The organism is Bremerella cremea (genome assembly GCF_003335505.1).
Taxonomy (GTDB): Bacteria; Planctomycetota; Planctomycetia; order Pirellulales; family Pirellulaceae; genus Bremerella; species Bremerella cremea_A.
Genome location: NZ_QPEX01000010.1, coordinates 923010 through 939759, shown reverse-complemented (window position 1 = coordinate 939759; position 16750 = coordinate 923010). Strand labels below are relative to the sequence as shown.

General features: G+C 54.3%; 13 protein-coding genes. 3 read left to right on the top strand and 10 right to left on the bottom strand.

The genetic code is table 11. The features are described 5' to 3' along the window. Positions 1-2: 2 nt before the first annotated feature. The 10 genes from DTL42_RS04840 to DTL42_RS04795 all read right to left on the bottom strand — a co-directional run bounded on the left by DTL42_RS04840 (position 3) and on the right by DTL42_RS04795 (position 9616). Positions 3-416: a DUF192 domain-containing protein gene (locus DTL42_RS04840; protein WP_158545233.1), complete on the bottom strand. Its 414-nt coding sequence runs from the start codon at positions 414-416 to the stop codon at positions 3-5. Continuing rightward, positions 416-1339 (bottom strand): type II secretion system F family protein, encoded by a 924-nt coding sequence (locus DTL42_RS04835; RefSeq protein WP_114367535.1) that lies wholly within the window; start codon positions 1337-1339, stop codon positions 416-418. The genes DTL42_RS04840 and DTL42_RS04835 overlap by 1 nt, the downstream gene beginning before the upstream one ends. A 1-nt stretch (position 1340) precedes the next feature. Continuing rightward, positions 1341-2204 (bottom strand): type II secretion system F family protein, encoded by an 864-nt coding sequence (locus tag DTL42_RS04830; RefSeq protein WP_114367534.1) that lies wholly within the window; start codon positions 2202-2204, stop codon positions 1341-1343. After that, positions 2204-3601, bottom strand: coding sequence for a CpaF family protein (locus DTL42_RS04825; protein ID WP_234824074.1), 1398 nt, complete (start codon positions 3599-3601; stop codon positions 2204-2206). The genes DTL42_RS04830 and DTL42_RS04825 overlap by 1 nt, the downstream gene beginning before the upstream one ends. Then, positions 3598-4851 (bottom strand): AAA family ATPase, encoded by a 1254-nt coding sequence (locus DTL42_RS04820; RefSeq protein WP_114367533.1) that lies wholly within the window; start codon positions 4849-4851, stop codon positions 3598-3600. Before DTL42_RS04820 ends, DTL42_RS04825 begins: the two co-directional genes overlap by 4 nt. A gap of 5 nt (positions 4852-4856) precedes the next feature. Continuing rightward, positions 4857-5975, bottom strand: coding sequence for a Tad domain-containing protein (locus DTL42_RS04815; RefSeq protein ID WP_114367532.1), 1119 nt, complete (start codon positions 5973-5975; stop codon positions 4857-4859). Further along, positions 5972-7810 (bottom strand): hypothetical protein, encoded by a 1839-nt coding sequence (locus DTL42_RS04810; RefSeq protein ID WP_114367531.1) that lies wholly within the window; start codon positions 7808-7810, stop codon positions 5972-5974. The genes DTL42_RS04815 and DTL42_RS04810 overlap by 4 nt, the downstream gene beginning before the upstream one ends. 19 nt (positions 7811-7829) lie before the next feature. Further along, entirely contained in the window at positions 7830-8654 is an 825-nt protein-coding gene (locus tag DTL42_RS04805; RefSeq protein ID WP_114367530.1) for a TadE/TadG family type IV pilus assembly protein, read from the bottom strand. A gap of 51 nt (positions 8655-8705) precedes the next feature. Next, positions 8706-9143, bottom strand: a complete 438-nt coding sequence (locus DTL42_RS04800; RefSeq protein WP_114367529.1) for a prepilin peptidase — start codon at positions 9141-9143, stop codon at positions 8706-8708. Between the two features lie 110 nt (positions 9144-9253). Continuing rightward, positions 9254-9616: a Flp family type IVb pilin gene (locus tag DTL42_RS04795; protein WP_114368005.1), complete on the bottom strand. Its 363-nt coding sequence runs from the start codon at positions 9614-9616 to the stop codon at positions 9254-9256. 1662 nt (positions 9617-11278) lie between these two features. On the opposite strand from DTL42_RS04795, the gene DTL42_RS04790 reads away from it, so the two are divergent. From DTL42_RS04790 to DTL42_RS04780, 3 genes are all read left to right on the top strand, one after another. Then, positions 11279-11755, top strand: coding sequence for a hypothetical protein (locus DTL42_RS04790; protein ID WP_114367528.1), 477 nt, complete (start codon positions 11279-11281; stop codon positions 11753-11755). 1404 nt (positions 11756-13159) lie between these two features. Further along, complete coding sequence (locus tag DTL42_RS04785; protein ID WP_114367527.1) at positions 13160-14425, top strand: DUF58 domain-containing protein; 1266 nt, start codon at positions 13160-13162, stop codon at positions 14423-14425. Continuing rightward, complete coding sequence (locus DTL42_RS04780) at positions 14415-16712, top strand: transglutaminase-like domain-containing protein (RefSeq protein ID WP_147274166.1); 2298 nt, start codon at positions 14415-14417, stop codon at positions 16710-16712. The genes DTL42_RS04785 and DTL42_RS04780 overlap by 11 nt, the downstream gene beginning before the upstream one ends. Positions 16713-16750 lie beyond the last annotated feature (38 nt).

Here is a 16750-nt window from a genome sequence, read left to right as displayed (position 1 = left end):
AATCAAGCGGTTTGTCGCCATAAAGAGGGAGGCAATACTCGATGGTTTGCGGAAAAGTCCTTGCGATCGCTCGCTAGCAAGACATTCTGTCCGACATGAAGTCGCGGAGGATATTGGGCCAGCGTCTCGACGACAAAGTGTGCCTGGCGATTCGAGGCGATGCAGAGCCAGGGTCTGGCATCGAGGTGCTGTGATAGCACGACTCCTTCCGCCGAGCAAAAGAAGATATCCAGAGAGAAGCGTAGGAAGTGAGTATGTATCGAGCGGCAAGGAGCCAGCAACAGGCCTTCCTCCGGAGCCAATGGGGCGGCACCTTGCAGCCCGCAAAAGCGTTTCCAAAAAGAAGTCGCTAAAAGCAAGCGAGGGATAACGACTTCTTCTGTCTCGCGATCAATTAGTTGCACGGTAGAAGACACTAAAAATTCCGTACCTGCGTGAATGTATCCGCCATCTGGATCAACTGGATGAATACGGGCCCTAGCGTCCAGACAAAAAGGCCTGGCAAAAAACAGACGACCAGCGGAAACATTCGTTTGGTTGCCAGCCCCATGGCAAACATATTGGCTCGTTCCCTTCGTCGCGATCGGAGGTCGTCCGCCTGGCGTCGTAGGACATCTGAAATGCCCATGCCGACTTGATCGGCTTGAACCAACGCGGAAGTCAGAATCGAAAGGCCTGGCACGTCAGCTCGCCATGCCAGGCGGCGCAGGCATTCTGAGCGCGTTCGCCCCGATAGGATGTCCCCCTGGTAACTGCGGAGTTCCATTCCCAGCGGTCGTCCCGCCAGACGTGTCTCCATCACGCGGGAAAGTGATGCATCGAATCCAAGGCCGGCCTGGCTAAGGGTGGCCAGTAGTTCCATTGCCAAGGGGAGGTCTTGTTCTATTTTCTGGACGCGTTCGCGTCGCTTCTGACGAACCAGTAGCCACGGTCCCAAACCCAAAGTGATTGCCAGGAACCAAGGTGCCAGGTAGGCCAGCGGTAAAAAGACCTCCCCGGTACCCCCAGGCACTAGGGTGATTGTGCGAATCATCAATGTCTGCACACCGCTTAGAATGAAAAAGGTTGCAGTTGCTATGCCTCCGATAACAAAGAGTATGGTCGAAATCCACCACCAGCGGGCCGCATCCTGGCTGCGAAAACCTGCCCGATAAAGCCATCGATTCAGCCAGGGCATATCGCGGAGGTCGGTTTCGCGCGTTGCCGAGGTTTCCTCCTGGTTCAGCCAACGCGCTCGAGCCATCTGCCACGCACGCATCGATCGCCATGCCAAGGCAATTCCTACCAGGGTAATGCCCCAAAAGGCGATCATGACGAAGAGAATGGAATTTGTGTACATATTAGAACTTCGCCCGACTCATCCAATGCATCCACACAATGCCAACAGCTTGCAACAACATGCTGCCGGCGGCAAAGAATTCCCCCGTTGGTGACGTGATGAACGCTTGCATCTGATCAGGTCCGTTGCGCCACATCACCAGGGCAATGAAGTAGGTCAAGCCGATAATCGCCACGGTGGAGATATCCGACTGCGTGGCGTTAGAGCGGATTTTTCGCGAGATTTCTAAGCGATCACGAATCGTTTGCCCGACCGCAGCCAAGGTTGGTGTTAGGTTGCCACCCACTTCCCAATGAACCGAGAGGGCTGAGGAAAACAGCAGAAAAGTATCTAGCGGGATGCGAGCGGCCAGACTGGCAAACACCTGGCTGGCATCGTCACCGAAGTTAATCCGCCCTAACAGATCTTGGAATTGGCCCCGCAACGGATCGCGAATTTCCTCGATCACCACACTCAACGATGTACTCAAGCCAGCACCTGCCCCTAAGGTGCCAATCATCAGGTCGATCGCTTCGGCCAACTGCTCTTCTAATTTCGCTGCCTGACGTTGGGCATTCCAGACTTCTACAATCACCAGCAGCAGGGCGACGATAAGACCCATTGTCATCGAAATGAGCACGCTAAAACCGACAAGCCAGTAAATGATCATCGCCGCGAAAAGACCACAAACCCACGGAATCCATAGGAATCGCCGGATCACCGGACGTTGACGCATGCTGGGAGATACCTCGGGCAGTGAGGTTTCCGTCGAGACATCAAAGGTCTGAAAGCGATCGAGTGCCAACGCGCGGAGCTGTATCTGACGCATCCGATAGGCAATCAGATACAACACGCTTAGCGTGCCGATCAATACGACCGTTCCCACTAGCTCCCTCCGGCTTGAAAGAGGGACATCGGTAAGTCGGTTCCCAAGGCACGCAGTTGGTCGACAACCCGGGGAACGATTCCGGTACTTTGATGAACACCCTGAATGCGTTTGCCATCGCGCCCCTGGTGACGAAAGCGGTAGATCTCTTGGAGTTGTGGCGTGTTGCCTTCTAAACCGGCAATCTCGGCAATCGATTCAACACGACGGACGCCATCTTCGTACCTGCGGACATGCACGATCACTTGAATGGCGGAGACAATCTGTTCGCGAATCGCACGTGAAGGAAGTTCCAGGCCTGCCATCAAGACCATTGTCTCTAAGCGGCTGAGAGCATCGCGGGGACTGTTCGCGTGAATCGTGGTCAAACTGCCATCGTGGCCGGTATTCATGGCCTGGAGCATGTCGAGTGCTTCGCCGCTACGTACTTCCCCCATGATAATGCGATCGGGACGCATACGGAGCGAATTGACCATCAGGTCTCGAGCGGTGATGACGCCTCGTCCTTCGACATTGGCTGGACGTGTTTCCATACGGACGACGTGGGCCTGGTCGAGCATCAGTTCTGCGGCGTCTTCGATGGTGACAATTCGTTCGCGACCAGGAATCGATTCGGCGATCGCCCCCAATAAGGTCGACTTGCCAGAACCAGTTCCTCCGGAAACTAAAATATTGCGTCGGCCTTCGACCATGCATTGCAGGAACTGATGCATCGTGGCGGAGAACATGCCCAGTTGCATGAGATCTTCCGCCCGCAAACGTCGCTTGCCGAAGCGGCGAATGGAGAGAGTCGGGCCATCGATCGTAGCAGGGGGTAGCGTGGCGTTGACACGGCTACCATCGGCCAGACGGGCATCAACCATCGGCGAGCCCTCATCAATCCGCCGCCCAACGCGCGAGGCGATCCGCTGAATGATTCGAACCAGGTGGTCGTTGTCTCGAAACTTTATATTGGTCAATTCCAACTGGCCAAATCGCTCGACATAAATCCGATGCGGCCCATTGACCAGGATGTCGGTCACCGCAGGATCGGCCATCAACGAAGACAGAGGGCCCACACCCAGTGTTTCTTCCAGCAGGTCATCCACCAGTCGGACCCGCTCTTGTTCGTTCAAAGGCACAACCGAGTCTTGCAACGCCTGGGCCACGAAGTCATTCACGAATCGTGTTAAATCGGCTTCGCTGGCGCCGATCAAATTGCGCCGATCGAGGTCGTCCAGCAAGGTGCGATGCAGGTCGGCCTTCACGTTCAAATAGTTCACGCTCCCATTGTCTGCAGCAAGGGGAGCAGTTGTCTGAACGGTCTGGCTACGCTTTTTTTCTTCCCGCTTCATACGCTGAAGCGGGACCGAAGCCATGTTCTGGCCAAAAAGGTCTCGAAGAGAGTCGTCGCTCATCGATCATCCTCCAAGGCAATCTCCTCGTGTGGCTGACCATGGCGGCGTGAAGCGTTGTTTTCACTCTCGGGGAACGCCACGCCATTGGTTCGGCCATCGGTACGAATACTGGCCACATCACGGATCAAGCGTTTCAGTTCTCTCCCAAATCCGAAATAGCCCCGGGCTGTTATGGCGATTGGGATGCCAGTATTCGCCGAACTGATCACATTGCGATCAAACGGAAAGATCCAATCGATACCGCGTCCCAGGCGCGCGGCGATATCTTCCTTACTCAAACTGCCTGTCACACGTTGTTGACGATTGAGGATGATCTCGGTTTGCTCTGCGGGGTACGAGAATTTTTCCAGCAGTTCGATTAGCCTAGCGGTTCCCAAAAGCGTGGGGACGACGTTTTCCGTCACCACGAAGGCTCGCGATGTCAGGTCGAGAATTGCCAGCGAAATGGCATCGAACACCGGAAAGGTGTCGACAATTACGAAGTCGTACGTTCGCCGTGCCAGCGAAAGAACCTGGGTGATCACCTCGTCGTTCACCCGGGCAGCCTCGACCGCATCGCGGGGGGCAGCCAGCAAATGCAAGCCGGACGAATGCGGTACGGTCATTTCCTGAATTAAAGTTGTGTCTAGACGACTTTGCTCGTTGGCGACTTCGGTAAGCGTGGCATTCGGATGCACATCCAACATCGATGCCGCGACCCCCAACTGCAAGGATGCATCGACGAGCAGTACCCGATCGGGAAACTGCTGCGCTAGGCCAACCGCCGTGTTGATGGCCATCGTCGACTTACCGACCCCACCTTTATTGCTGACAAAAGCAACCACCGCTCCGAGTTTGGCGGGCTGCTTCAGGGCATTTTTTTTAATCCGGCGAACCAGATCTTCCAGTTCTCCGAGTGCGAAAGGATAGTGGAGAAAATCCTTCACGCCGCTACGTAATACATCGATCAGAATCTCGCTTTCAGACGAGCCATTGGTAAACAGGCCATCACGAATGATTCCCACGACCGAGGTATCGGGCGAAATCGCAGTAAGTTCCCGCGCGAAGACTTGAATCGGGAGGCTGCTTTCGCGCATTTCAACCAAGGCAATCTCAGGCGTCCGTGCTCTGGCGATTTCGACTGCCTGACGATTGTCTTGTGCGAAAGCGGCTACTAGCGCACGTTCTCCGAGCGAAGCCAATAGCTCTTGCACTTCGTCACGAAGTTTCGCATCGCGTGAGACGATCAGGATTTGGGGTTTGGTGGACAAAATGGTTACTTGGTAATCGAAGTGGCGAGGGGAGTAGGAGTGAGAATTGGTGCCATGATGAGTGAATTGGGCGCAACTTTACCTCGCGCAACAAGAAGGTTGCTTATGGCTTTCAAGCTCAAATTGCTCAGAGCAGGATTCCAACTAGCGGAGACGTTCTCTTTAAGAATGAGTTTTTCATGACGAAAATGATTGTCATCACTGGAAGTGATGACAAAGCCGTTTTCGACTTTGCCAAAGCCAACGAAACGATCTAAACCATCATCTGCTTCTGTGAATATAGCCACGTAGCCCGTGTCGTTGTTGGATGAAGTATCAACATCATTTTGATTAAAGAGTCCTCCAAACGTCAAAAATGCCGCTTGGGAACCCGGTTTTGGGGCCTTAAGTTGCTTAAGATTGGAGGTAATATCGACTCCGGCCACCCAGTCTTTTGCGTCGCACACAAGGGTCACACCATCGATAACTCGTACAACATTTTCTAAGTCGTCACGGATGGAAACTATGCGGCCAAATGTCATAGCAGGAGCTAATTGCGTCTGTGAAGCGGCCGAAAATGTAATTCCCTGCGGAACCAGATACGCCGTGCCTTCGTTTTTCAGGAGTGGCCCCCTGCCAAACAGCCAAACCAAGCCAGGATCTGCCCCGGTGAGATTTTGCTGGTGATAGGTAACGGTGATATTCTGTTCCGAAGTTCCTGGACTAGCACTTTTAAAACTAGGGAACGTTCGCATTGGATATTCATTTGGTGCTAGGCGAGGATCCACGATCTTGGGACCAGTCATGCCACCATCTTCGAGCGTTTCAAACTCAATGTCATTCGACAGGTATCGTGAGGAAGTTTCTTCCCCATCGATCGATTGATATTGAAGTGTTTGCGCAAACAAACGTTTTGCATTATCTGTAAGTAACGAATCCTCAGGGATCGCTGCTGCGTATCCATCGCGAAGTGCTTCCAAGGCGGCCGTATCCGTGGCGGATTGCATCTGTCGAAGCTTGACCCGGGCCAGACCTAGGTCGATAACCAGGGCTGCTAGTCCCAGGATCGCCCACAAGAGCATCGCGACGAGGACCAGCACGTAACCTTTTCGTGAAGTCCCTTTTCCGTTGGCTCGCCGATTCATGGTTGTGCCTCGACGGAGGAAGAGGGAACTAGATCTATCAGGTTCAACGGCTTGGAGGGTTGGTCGGTACTCTCTTGATGGTCTCGCAGGAACACAATTGGCTGGCGGGATTTGCCTATCATCGAATCGAGGACATGAATGGATTCGGTCGGATCGGCCGATTCTGGAATCGGTTGGGCGTCGACATCAAGCATCCCTCGCAAGATCGCGGTTAGTTGCGTGTCTGTGGCCAACTCGTTACTGAGCCGTGTGATCTCTGCGGGCGTAACGGCGATCACCATCGGATCGCTCATCTCTCGCTTTTTACTGCCGGTGCGCGCAGTGCCATGAAAATGCATGGCGGGCGAGCCTGGGGGAGCGAGGACGGTTGCTCCTCGTAGTAACACTTCCGTATGTGCCGTTCCGTTTAGGTGTAGTGCTCCCTGGCGAATTGCCGAAGATACGGCCAGGTCTCTGGCTCCAATTCGCTGAGCGATCTTCTGAAAATCAATCGGTCGAGTCGCCAGTAAATCAAATCGGTCTCCCAGACCCAGGCCTGCCACTCCATCCAGCCGAGCGGCATCGATCGTAAAGGCAACTTTGCCCAGTGGAACTGCCGCTGCCAGGCCCGATGCCGTCCCCAGTGGAAAAAAGTCGTCAGCCGTGAAGAACGTGCCCGGCGACTTGGTGCGACGGACAACGCGGCCAACCACTTCGTCAGCCGTTGCCAGGATGTTCAGATCTTCGACTTGTTCCTTGGCCAGCAGAATCGTTCGCGGTTGACGGGCCCCGGTCGGGGTTAGCGTCGCCAAATGGATTTCGGTGTAGGGAATTGTCTCGCGCGGAGTAACGACCACTTCGACCATTCCTTCGGGGATTGTGTTTTGTTCCTCCTTGTCGGGCCGGCCAGAGTGGGCAACAACCGTCATGGCGATGTCATCCATGGCCAGCACCTCCGTGACCGTCGGGACATCCCGTTCGTGAACTGCCAGCACCACTTCTTCGACAGGGGTAGTCCGCGACGAGGCGCCATTGAGAAGCGAGGAGGACGACGTTGTTTTCGAGCGTCGATATACGGGCGCGATGATCAGGGCATCGCTGGCAATTAAATGCGGTTCCAGGCGGTCTCCATTTCGCGACTTGGCTGAGGGATCGACGATCAGCGATGCCGGCAAAACGCTGCTAGAGCTAATCTTGCCAATAGGAATGCTGGCCAGCAGATCGACCTTGTCGCCGATGCTCAGCCCGTGAATGCCTACCAACTTACTCGCTTCCAGGGTGTAAGCTTTCATCCCTTGAGGCACACCCCCAACGGTTCCGCTGCGGGAACCCTCTGGAAGAAAGTTCTGCTCGGTAAAGCCAAAGTTGGCGGACTTCTCTCGGTCGAGCACGCGGCCGATGATATTTCCCAATCGTAAGTAAGCCCCCCCTACTTCATCTACATTCGGCAAGGGAACTTCACTTCCCGATGCCAAGAGAAAGACAGGGTAAGTGGCTCCTTGGATCTCTTTGCTGGCGACGGTCTGGACCACTCCTTCGACCGTTTCCCCTTCGAATGTCGTTCCCTTCAGCTTGCTGCCGATCGCAGACGAAGGAGGCATCTTCATGTAATGAATTTGGCCGGTCTCGAAGTTCACCAGGTCATTCCGCCCCACCCGCTGATAGGCGGCCAGTGGACGAGGATTTGCCGGAATCTGCAGCATCGGCGGCTCGGGACCTTTCAGAAAAGGAAGATCCACCCCTAATATCAGCAGCGTCCCGACGGTTCCACCTAGCAGCAATGTGGGAATCGCCACGATCAATGCCAAGGGGAGCAAGATCGATGGACGTCGGGAGGAAGTAGTTCGTTTGGCCATAGAATTGTTTTCTGTCGACTTACTGCGTGAAGACTTCCCTGCGATAGATCGCTTGGCCAGAGACGATCCTTCGGTATGGCCTTACTTGCGTTCCCCAGGCGTATTGGCGACCAAGTCCTTTGTCGCCGCCGTAGAGTTCCGTACGAGGGTCTAGTTTCTTGGGAGCCGCCTCGGTGAATTCTTCTCCTGGATTGGCAACTTCCATAAAGTTGGCGTTGGGATCGGCAAATTTGGCATCCTTAGGCGGCGGATCCATTGCGGTGAAGAAGACTGAGTGGATTGGATAGTTAATCCGAAGCGCTACCACGCCGCCTGCGTCAGTGTCGGGCGGGTAAAGGCTATCGCCAGCGGAAGTGAGAACTTCTTCTACAACGTCCACCCAGTCATCATCTTGATCTGATTCAGCAGCGAATGTTTTGGCAATCTGAATCCGCGTTTTGCCATTGATCACCCGTGGTACCGCACCGGGGATCTGAAAGTTCGTTCCGTTGTTGATCATCACCACCGAGAGCATCCGATTGACGATCGGCCAGTTGGCGATTGTTTCCTGCAGTTCTTCTGCATCGGTGCGATCAGAAAGTTGGTTGAGATCGAAGATCAGAAGCTCTTCGTTGAAGATCGTAGAGTTGATCGTTCCATCGGCCAGGGCATCGCGCAGTGATTCATCTTGAACGCTTAAAGGTCGTCGAGAAATCTCACGGGCCAAAAAATCAGCCGACATCTGTACCTGTTGAGCGACGTACAACGCATGGCCGAAGGTGAGAATTGCCCCTAGCAGCAGGTATAGCACCAGCGATACCAGGGCGAATTCGACCAGGGATGAACCTTTCCTTTGCGTTTTCATGACTTCCACGGGGGTAAATCTATTTCATCGTAATTTCAGCAGTCCTGTTTGCTAAACGAGGTCAACCTGACAAATCCACTCACACAATCCACAAACCACAGCACCGAACAAAATGGCCGGTACGTAGGCATAATCTTTCTGGCCCCGCATCAACGCGAGTAGCGCTAACGCGCCGCCTGCGATTGCCATGGCCAGCAAGGTAATGCCCAGTCCCACCGGACCCATTACCCAACCTAACGCTGTAATCAACTTGACATCGCCACCTCCCAGGCCGCCGACCCAGAACAGGGGTATCGTAACCACCAGCCCCAAGGCCAATCCCAGCAGTAAGGCTGCCCACGGAAGCGTAATCCAGCCGGCCAGTTTGGCGATAAGTCCCCAGGCCAGCAGCACGATCGACAAGCTATCGGGAATCTCCCTAGTACGCAGGTCGCATATGGTTGCGATCAGCAGCACGCCCAGAGGAACCAGAATCGTCCAGTCGACCATCGCGTTGTTTGTCCTCCGGGAAACTCGAAAAATGAGAACCCCCGCGGGCCGCACAAGGCAAACCCGCGGAGGTCCTACGCAAAGGTACGCTTAGTATGCGTAGTTAACTGCTATTCGCCTACTTCGGCGATAAGTCCGCCGAAGCCACCCGTAATGTCCGAACCCATCACGTTGTTTCCGAGACGTGTATTTCCAGAATTGGTACTAATAGTTGAAACGTCAAGTGCAATGGGCTGAGCGCCACCGGCACCATCAACCGCCGAAGTGGTCTCGATCAATTTTCCGCTTGTGATCGAACCATTGTCGTCCGCGTGAGCACCTGGCAGAACGGTGGCAACTGCGGCGATCAGGTCGCTGGTCTTGTGACCGAAGACCGAGACGGCAGCGGCACAGATCAGGGCCACGCCGGCGATGATCAGACCGTATTCGACCAAACCTTGACCCTTACGGTTGCGAAAAAGTTTCATAATCATGGGGAGAAATACCTTGTCATTGAGAGATTGAAAGTATGGAACCATTCCCGCCTAACATGCAGGATCCAAATACCTTTGCGTCCACCTGTTTTGGCGCCGATTGGTAGTGGCAACCAATCTTGATTGGTTATCGGAAGCGATCGCCTTAGCAACTCGGCGGCCTTGGAAACGGACCGGTTGCCTGGGATTCGCATCTAATTTCGAGAGAGACGGCCCGGTGTTCCTCTTCTCTTCGCTTTGATCGACTCAGCGACTTTTAGCTTCAGAGGAAAGAACTCGGAGCACTGCTTGCGGATGAACTGCCTGAAACGGCCTCGCTTGACAAAAAGGTTGCTGCCCAGGTGATCCCTAGTTGGGACTTAGAGCATCCAAGCTAGAGGGCCTGTGTCGTGGCGAGGCGAAGCAGATCGCCGCTTAAGTAAGAACCGGGGGGGCACGTCCCTGGTAAGAAAAAGCCTTTACCGTGTAAGGGCATTTGGCTTGTGCCACGGCCTGGTGAATTTCCAAAGTGGACCAGGCATCGGACTGAATATTCGTTGGTGTGATTTGCTTCAGACTAGCCAGAAACTTGCAGAGTCCACAGACGTGGTCGTCTTGCATCTGGCCAGAGGCATCGCTCTTAGTGTTTGTTTCGTCCGCTACGATTGCTAGTGATGTCGTTGAGCAACCTTGAGAGTGACTGCTGCAAGATGATTTCGGCTTGTGGGCACGACCATTATGGTTGTGGCATGTGTGGGAATCGTTCCCCATGTCAGCATGCTGACATGCCCAACCGTGGCAATGTCCCGCGTGTCCCATACCTGGCAGCATGTGCAGACCGTCTCCCAACCCTGCGAAGAGAAGCAGAGCAGCGGAGAGTATCCAGGATGTGCTGCGGTAAAGGTGGGGGAACATAGTTATCTAGGTTAAGGGCTTTTATCCGGAAAGGTTAGGCAGCAACGTGCGTCTAATGACTGCGGAAAGTGTCGGGTTTGCTGTCCAGGCAGGACAGACCACTTTGCTTTCTATGCCGCTTGATTAACTTCTCGTATCGCTTGGTTGAACCAGTCGACTTAGAGATAGCGACCACGCAAGAACAGGCCTAAACTCCTCAGAGATACTGTGCGCAGCAAGGTTGCTGCACCGACAGGTGAAATGGAATGAATTGGTACGACTTCCAGCAGAAACTGGCAGTACGAAATTGGCCTTTGCGTAATGACTAACTTAAACAGCCAGCCACGCCGTTACAAGATGCATACGCTAACTTTCCTTGCTGCGGGCGGTTTTCGCTGAAAAGCTTAACAATAAGCTCCGGCAACAATCGGCTTTCCTTCGGTCAGCATTAGGGCGTATATCTCTTGGGCTTACAGCCGATCCACCCGGATTGGGCGTTCGGGCTAGGCGTGTTATTTGCGATTTGCCAATCGTGTAGCTGATTCTATCTACATGCGAATGAGTTGCAAGATGTCTTCATTAGCATTTCTGGGAATTAACGCGAAGTAAGTTTCTTCGGGCGCTGAGGAAACCACAATACCACTTTCGACGCTCGATCACGGACGCTTTGCGCGTGAGATCAACGAAGTTTGGTTTGACCCAACCATCGCTACAAGCTATGAATCCTTAAACGCAAAGGTACAGTCGTTTTTTTCTGACCCAATTTCTGAGAAGAAGGATAGCGAGTCCATGAAGAACACCTTGTATCTGGCAGCGGCCCCGTTGTTGTTGGCTTTGTTGGCGTGGTCTCCCCAGGCACGTGCGGATGAATCGCATGAGGCCATGGAGAAAGAGCATGTCGAAGCGCATCTGGAGCACGATAAGTGGCTAGACGACCATGCCAAATGGCACGTGCAACACTTGAAAGCCTTGGCGATGCTGATGCGCCTGCAAGCCGAAATCTTGGACCACGACGCGGATTTAGCTCAGCACGATGCGATGATCCGGGCTCACGAAGACCATGCACGTCATCACGAAGAAGAGATTGAAGCCCATGAGGAGAACGGCGACGGAACAGGCCATGACGAGTTGGCGAAGCAACATGCCGACGACGCCGCCAAGCACGCCGAATTTGCCAAGATTCACGCAAAGCTTCATGCGGAACACGAAGCTTTGATGAGTGGAATCAAGAAGCTTTACGATGCCGCCAAGAAGGCTGAGCAGTAGTCAGATCGATCTGGTTCAACCATTCTGCTTGAGTCGCTAGGGACTCAAGCAGTACTCGTTGAAGCGGGCTCCAAGTCCTCTGCTGACTTCAAAGATGTGCTTGTCGGAATTCTCGTTCCGCTAGCTGGAAAGCGGAACAAGCTCTCGCTTTCGGCTCTTCAGTTTGCCCGTGTCATGAGAGGTTCCCGCATCGGCTTCCTTGATGCCGCCAGAGGCGCTTCCACGACGCTGCCGTTCGCAAGTGGGTTGCGTTTGTCCACTCTGCTACGAGCGTTCTGCGAGGGGTGACTCAGTTGCTCGAACGACAGCGGTAAAAAGCAGAAACCAGTCGCATCGGCCGTCAAGCCGATGCCCCCCAGGAAGGCTGGCGACAGACCTCACTGTTGAGTTGGTGTCGGGTTCAGTTGAATCTTTTTTCGTCGGCATTCTTCGTATTGCAAGTGACTTGCAGAAACGTTCTTGTTGCTTTTGCGTAGGTGTGGAGACTATACTTCTAAGGAATATCGGTGGCGAAGCTCGACCATGGATTCCGGCCAAGGCTGTTATGAGGACTGCGTGAATTTTCGCGTCTCTGCGGCAATGACAATTGACGCCCCGCCGTTTCCCAGAGCAGAATGCCACGAGATTCGTTTCAATTGACTGCGACGAGCTTGGATAAACTTGGTGAAGCGTTTTCTCCCAATCCGAAAAATTGCCGCATGGCTTTGCCTTGCCGTGATCCTATTTGGATCAGGCGGGGCACAGTTGCTGCACGCAATCCCAGGCTTGGGGCATCACGATCACCATTGCTGTCATGGCCACAGCCATTCTTGCGAGCGTGCCCACAAGCATTCGCATAGCGGACATGGGCATGGTCAGACCGATCATTGCCACCCGCCAGCGAAGCATGACGATACTTCAAACCGTCTGAGTGGGAATCGTTGGACCCAAGGTCATCACTGCGTGCTGTGCGAAATCATCGCGGTTTTGCACCAAGGCGCGCTGCTTGTCGATTCGCCTGAGGTTTCTTCTGACTTATTCAGGGAACCTTTCTTTCTTTGCGAAGCGTCACCGCAGAAGTGTCAGCTATTGGGGCTGCCCTCTCCTCGTGGCCCGCCCATCTCTTAATCCTGTAAACAGGTGCTTTCAGCTAGAGGAAATCACGCGCGACGTGCGTCTCTAGTTATGCATCTGGTCTGCTTCCTGGATTGAGCACGAATTGCCTGCCGCTTTGCATGCCAATGGCCTGCGTCCGTGGTTGGAAGACCATGTTCAGTCTCTCTTTTTGCCGAAGCCAATATTAGCCGACCGGTTCGCGGAGGGTGCGAATTGGTTGTGCGATCGTCCTTGGTTGACATCGAGCACGTACCGAAGTGTGCGCAGGTGCGCATGCCTGGTCTGCATACGGTTTAGGAATCATCGAAGATGAGTAACACACACGCGTCTGCCAGCCGCTGGGCCTGGTTGACGAGCGACTATACGCCGTGGGCAAACAAATATGTCTATTGGCTGAAAACGCCCATCGGCATTCTGCTTATCCTCGCAGCTGTGGCACTGGCGATGGGGATCTTCGTGACACCCCAAGGTTACGTGCTATTGCTGACGATTCTGGCCGTGGTTGGACTGGGCGTGGTTTGGCCATGGATCGGGCTGCGAGGTGTTTCGTGCGAATTGAAGTTCCGCACGCGACGTTGCTGCGAAGGCGAAAAGGCGGAAGTGGTCGTCGAAATTGGCAATCGTTGGCCCATCCCTGTCTGGGGTTTGGCGATTGAGAACGGTTTCTTTATTGACGACTCATCCAACGATAGTAACGAAGCTGCAGTGGCTTTGGCACGCATTCCTGGTTGGTCGCGATGCGAATTCGTCTGGCGTTTTCAACCACTGCAGCGTGGCGTGTACCCTCAAGCACCGCCACGGATTGTTACCGAATTCCCCTTTGGACTTTGGAAAGCCAAGCGACTAGTGAAGGTCCAGCAGGAACTGACCGTCTGGCCAAAGACCTTTCGCCTGTCGAACTTTCCTCTACCGCAAGGCAACCATCGCAGCGTAACCTCGCCCAGCGATCAACGGACCGGTCAGGAAGGAGAACGCACGGGCGTTCGGCCTTTTCGACAGGGAGATTCGCTACGCACAATCCATTGGTCGCTGACGGCCCGGCACGGTCGGTTCATCGTTTCGGAACGCCAAGGATCGGCCCAAACGCGGGCGCGCATCTATGTTGATCTTGATCGCAATTCGCATCAAGGGTTTGGCCCCGATAGCACGTTTGAATGGGCCATCCGAATTGCCGCGAGTATCGCGACGGAACTCGCCCAACAACATAACGTCGTTGTACTCGATTTTGGAACGCATGAAGAACAGATGACCGGTTCCCAGGCCAGCATTCAACGGACAATGGATCGCTTGGCCAGACTACAACCGATCCCCCAGCCGGTATCCTGGCGAAAAATGGGGCGTGAGTGCGACTGGTCTGTTTCCATTTCGACCGATTTTAGTGCCTGCGCGATGCCAACGAGTCGGATGATCGTTCTTCGTAGCAGCGGCTTTTCATCCGCTTCCGATGCTCCGGCGAAACAAGCCCTTGTGCCCGAAGTTAAGCCTTGGATTTGCGTTGAAGACCATGACGCCGCCGCGCTCCAGTTACTTTCGCAGTGGACCATAAAGGGACGGGAGGCTTGGTGTGGTAGCTGACAAGTTTACTAGACGAATCCATCTCGCGATGGTGCTGACTTCCGCACTAGGTTTGCAGTTGGCGATCAGCCACGGCGAACTGGGCTATTGGTGGCAGTGGTTAGAAGTCGCGTTGGTGGGGGCGGTTGCCTGGCTATGTGCCCGATACATGGCTCCATCGGATCCAATTCGTGATAAGCGCGTGATGGGACTGCTGCTTGCCGTGGTTGCCGGCCACTTTGTGATGGAACAAGTCCTCTACCAGACCATGCCCCGGGCTGGCCAATTGTTTGAAGGGCAGATGTCCCTATCGCTGCGTAACCTCATGATTGCGTCGCTGGCGTTTCGCGCGGAGAAACGCATCGCTAACCTGGCCACGCTGACCAGTCTAGCGTTGATGGCCGTGAGCGTCTTCATGAGTGTCTACTGGTCGGTGACAATCTGCGGAATCGTCTATGCAGTGCTCGGTGTCGGTTACCTGGTGACGTCCTATTGGGAACGCATTTCAGGAAGATTTCCGGAAGGGACCAAGTCGGAAATTCCTCGTGGTGCCGTCGGGCTCGCGTTTTGTCTAGCCGTTTTCCTGGCGGCAGCCGCCATTGGCATCGCAGGGACAAACCACGCCACGAGAGCTCTGGCTGGCTTCATGCCAAGTTCTGGGGGGAACCAGATATCCGATTCTCGTTCTCAAGGAGGTGTGGGTGACGGTGACGATTTGGTTCAGGGAACCAAGGACGCGATGAGCTTTGGGCCGACTGAGAGTGAAGTGTTTCTTGAGTCGAAGATGCCCAGTCTGTTTGACGTGTTCAACGACACCTACGACGCCCCGATTGTAAAGAAGACTGCGCGGCAGAAAGCGGTGAGCCTTCCCCGGTCGGAGATGGAACATCGCCACTCGCGCGTTGCAACGACCAAGTCGAAGGGAAATGACTTCAGCCTGTTACGGAAGAACGAGGCCCGTCGCCAGAAGTCTCTTGATGATAAAAAGTCGCCTGCGTTGTTCTATGTCAAAGGACGCGTGCCCCTCCATTTGCGGACGACCATCTACGACCACTTTGACGGCGTCAATCTCCAGGCAGCCGAAAGCCACCAGGAGCCTCCTATTAAGTTAATCAAAGAGAATGGAGTGCCGTGGTACCACGTTTCATGTCCCTTATCGGACGAACATATCCACTCCACGGAAGAGCATCTGCTGAAGTTCATTAACTTGAAGACAGATCGAATTCCGGCCCCTGCGCGTCTGGCTCGCTTTCAGATCAAAGATGTGGATCGCGAGGAAATGTTCGGCCTGGCAACGGATGGCCATCCACGAATTACCGTAGACTTCATTCCGCAACTTACCGTCATGCGGGTACAGTCATCCCTGGTCAGTTCGCCCACTCTGCTCGGCGACTACGCGACCAGCAAATTTCGGCAAAGCATCTCAGTTCCCGACCATGAGGCTTCAATTGCATCGATTCGAGAACTTGCTCATGAGTGGACATCCGACCTGCCGCCCGGATGGCAGCAGATCGCCGCTGTGCGAGATCGCCTGCGCAGCGAATACAAGTCTGCCCCCAATAGTCAGCTAAGCGAGGAGGTAGAGTTCCCCGTCGAGAGCTTTCTCTTAGAAACGAAACAGGGGCCGGACTATCTCTTTGCTACGGCGACTTCGCTGCTTCTTCGCGAATTGGGTTATTCGTCGAGAGTGGTAAGCGGATTCTATGCCGATCCGCAGAACTTCGATGTGGGGACATGGCAAACGCCGGTCTTTAAAGACAACGTTCACTTCTGGGTGGAAGTATCCTGGGATGGCAAGGTGTGGCACCCGGTCGAGCCGACGCCTGGCTACGAACTCTTAGCGCCAAGGCTGACTCCTTGGCAGCGGCTTCATGCTGTGTGCCTTGCTGCTGGCAAGTGGTGCGTCAGCAACTGGATACCACTGAGCATTGGTGCCGTTCTGATGGTCGCCGTGTGCGCGTTGTTCAAGCGTCTGGCAGACGTCGTTCTGCGGCTGGCGAATCGATATGTCCGATTTGGCAGCGAACGAAATCGAGTTCTCTGGACAGCCAAACTCATGCAGTGGCGTGCACGACTTCAAGGGCGACGTCGTCCACAAGGCCAGACGTTCACTAAATGGATTCAAGAGTGTAGCCAACCGATCTCGCCAGAGTTTATTGCCGCCACGAACTGGGCACTCTATTCCCCAACGTTAAGTTGCCCACTATCGCATGCGGAAATCGGCCGTGTTTGCGACGAAGCATTCACGACATTAGTTCATTCGCCTTCCCTGAAAAATCCAGCATCCTCTTCCAAGGAGCTATTGTGAAAACTGTGTCTGATAATGATCTGCAAGTTCTTACCCCT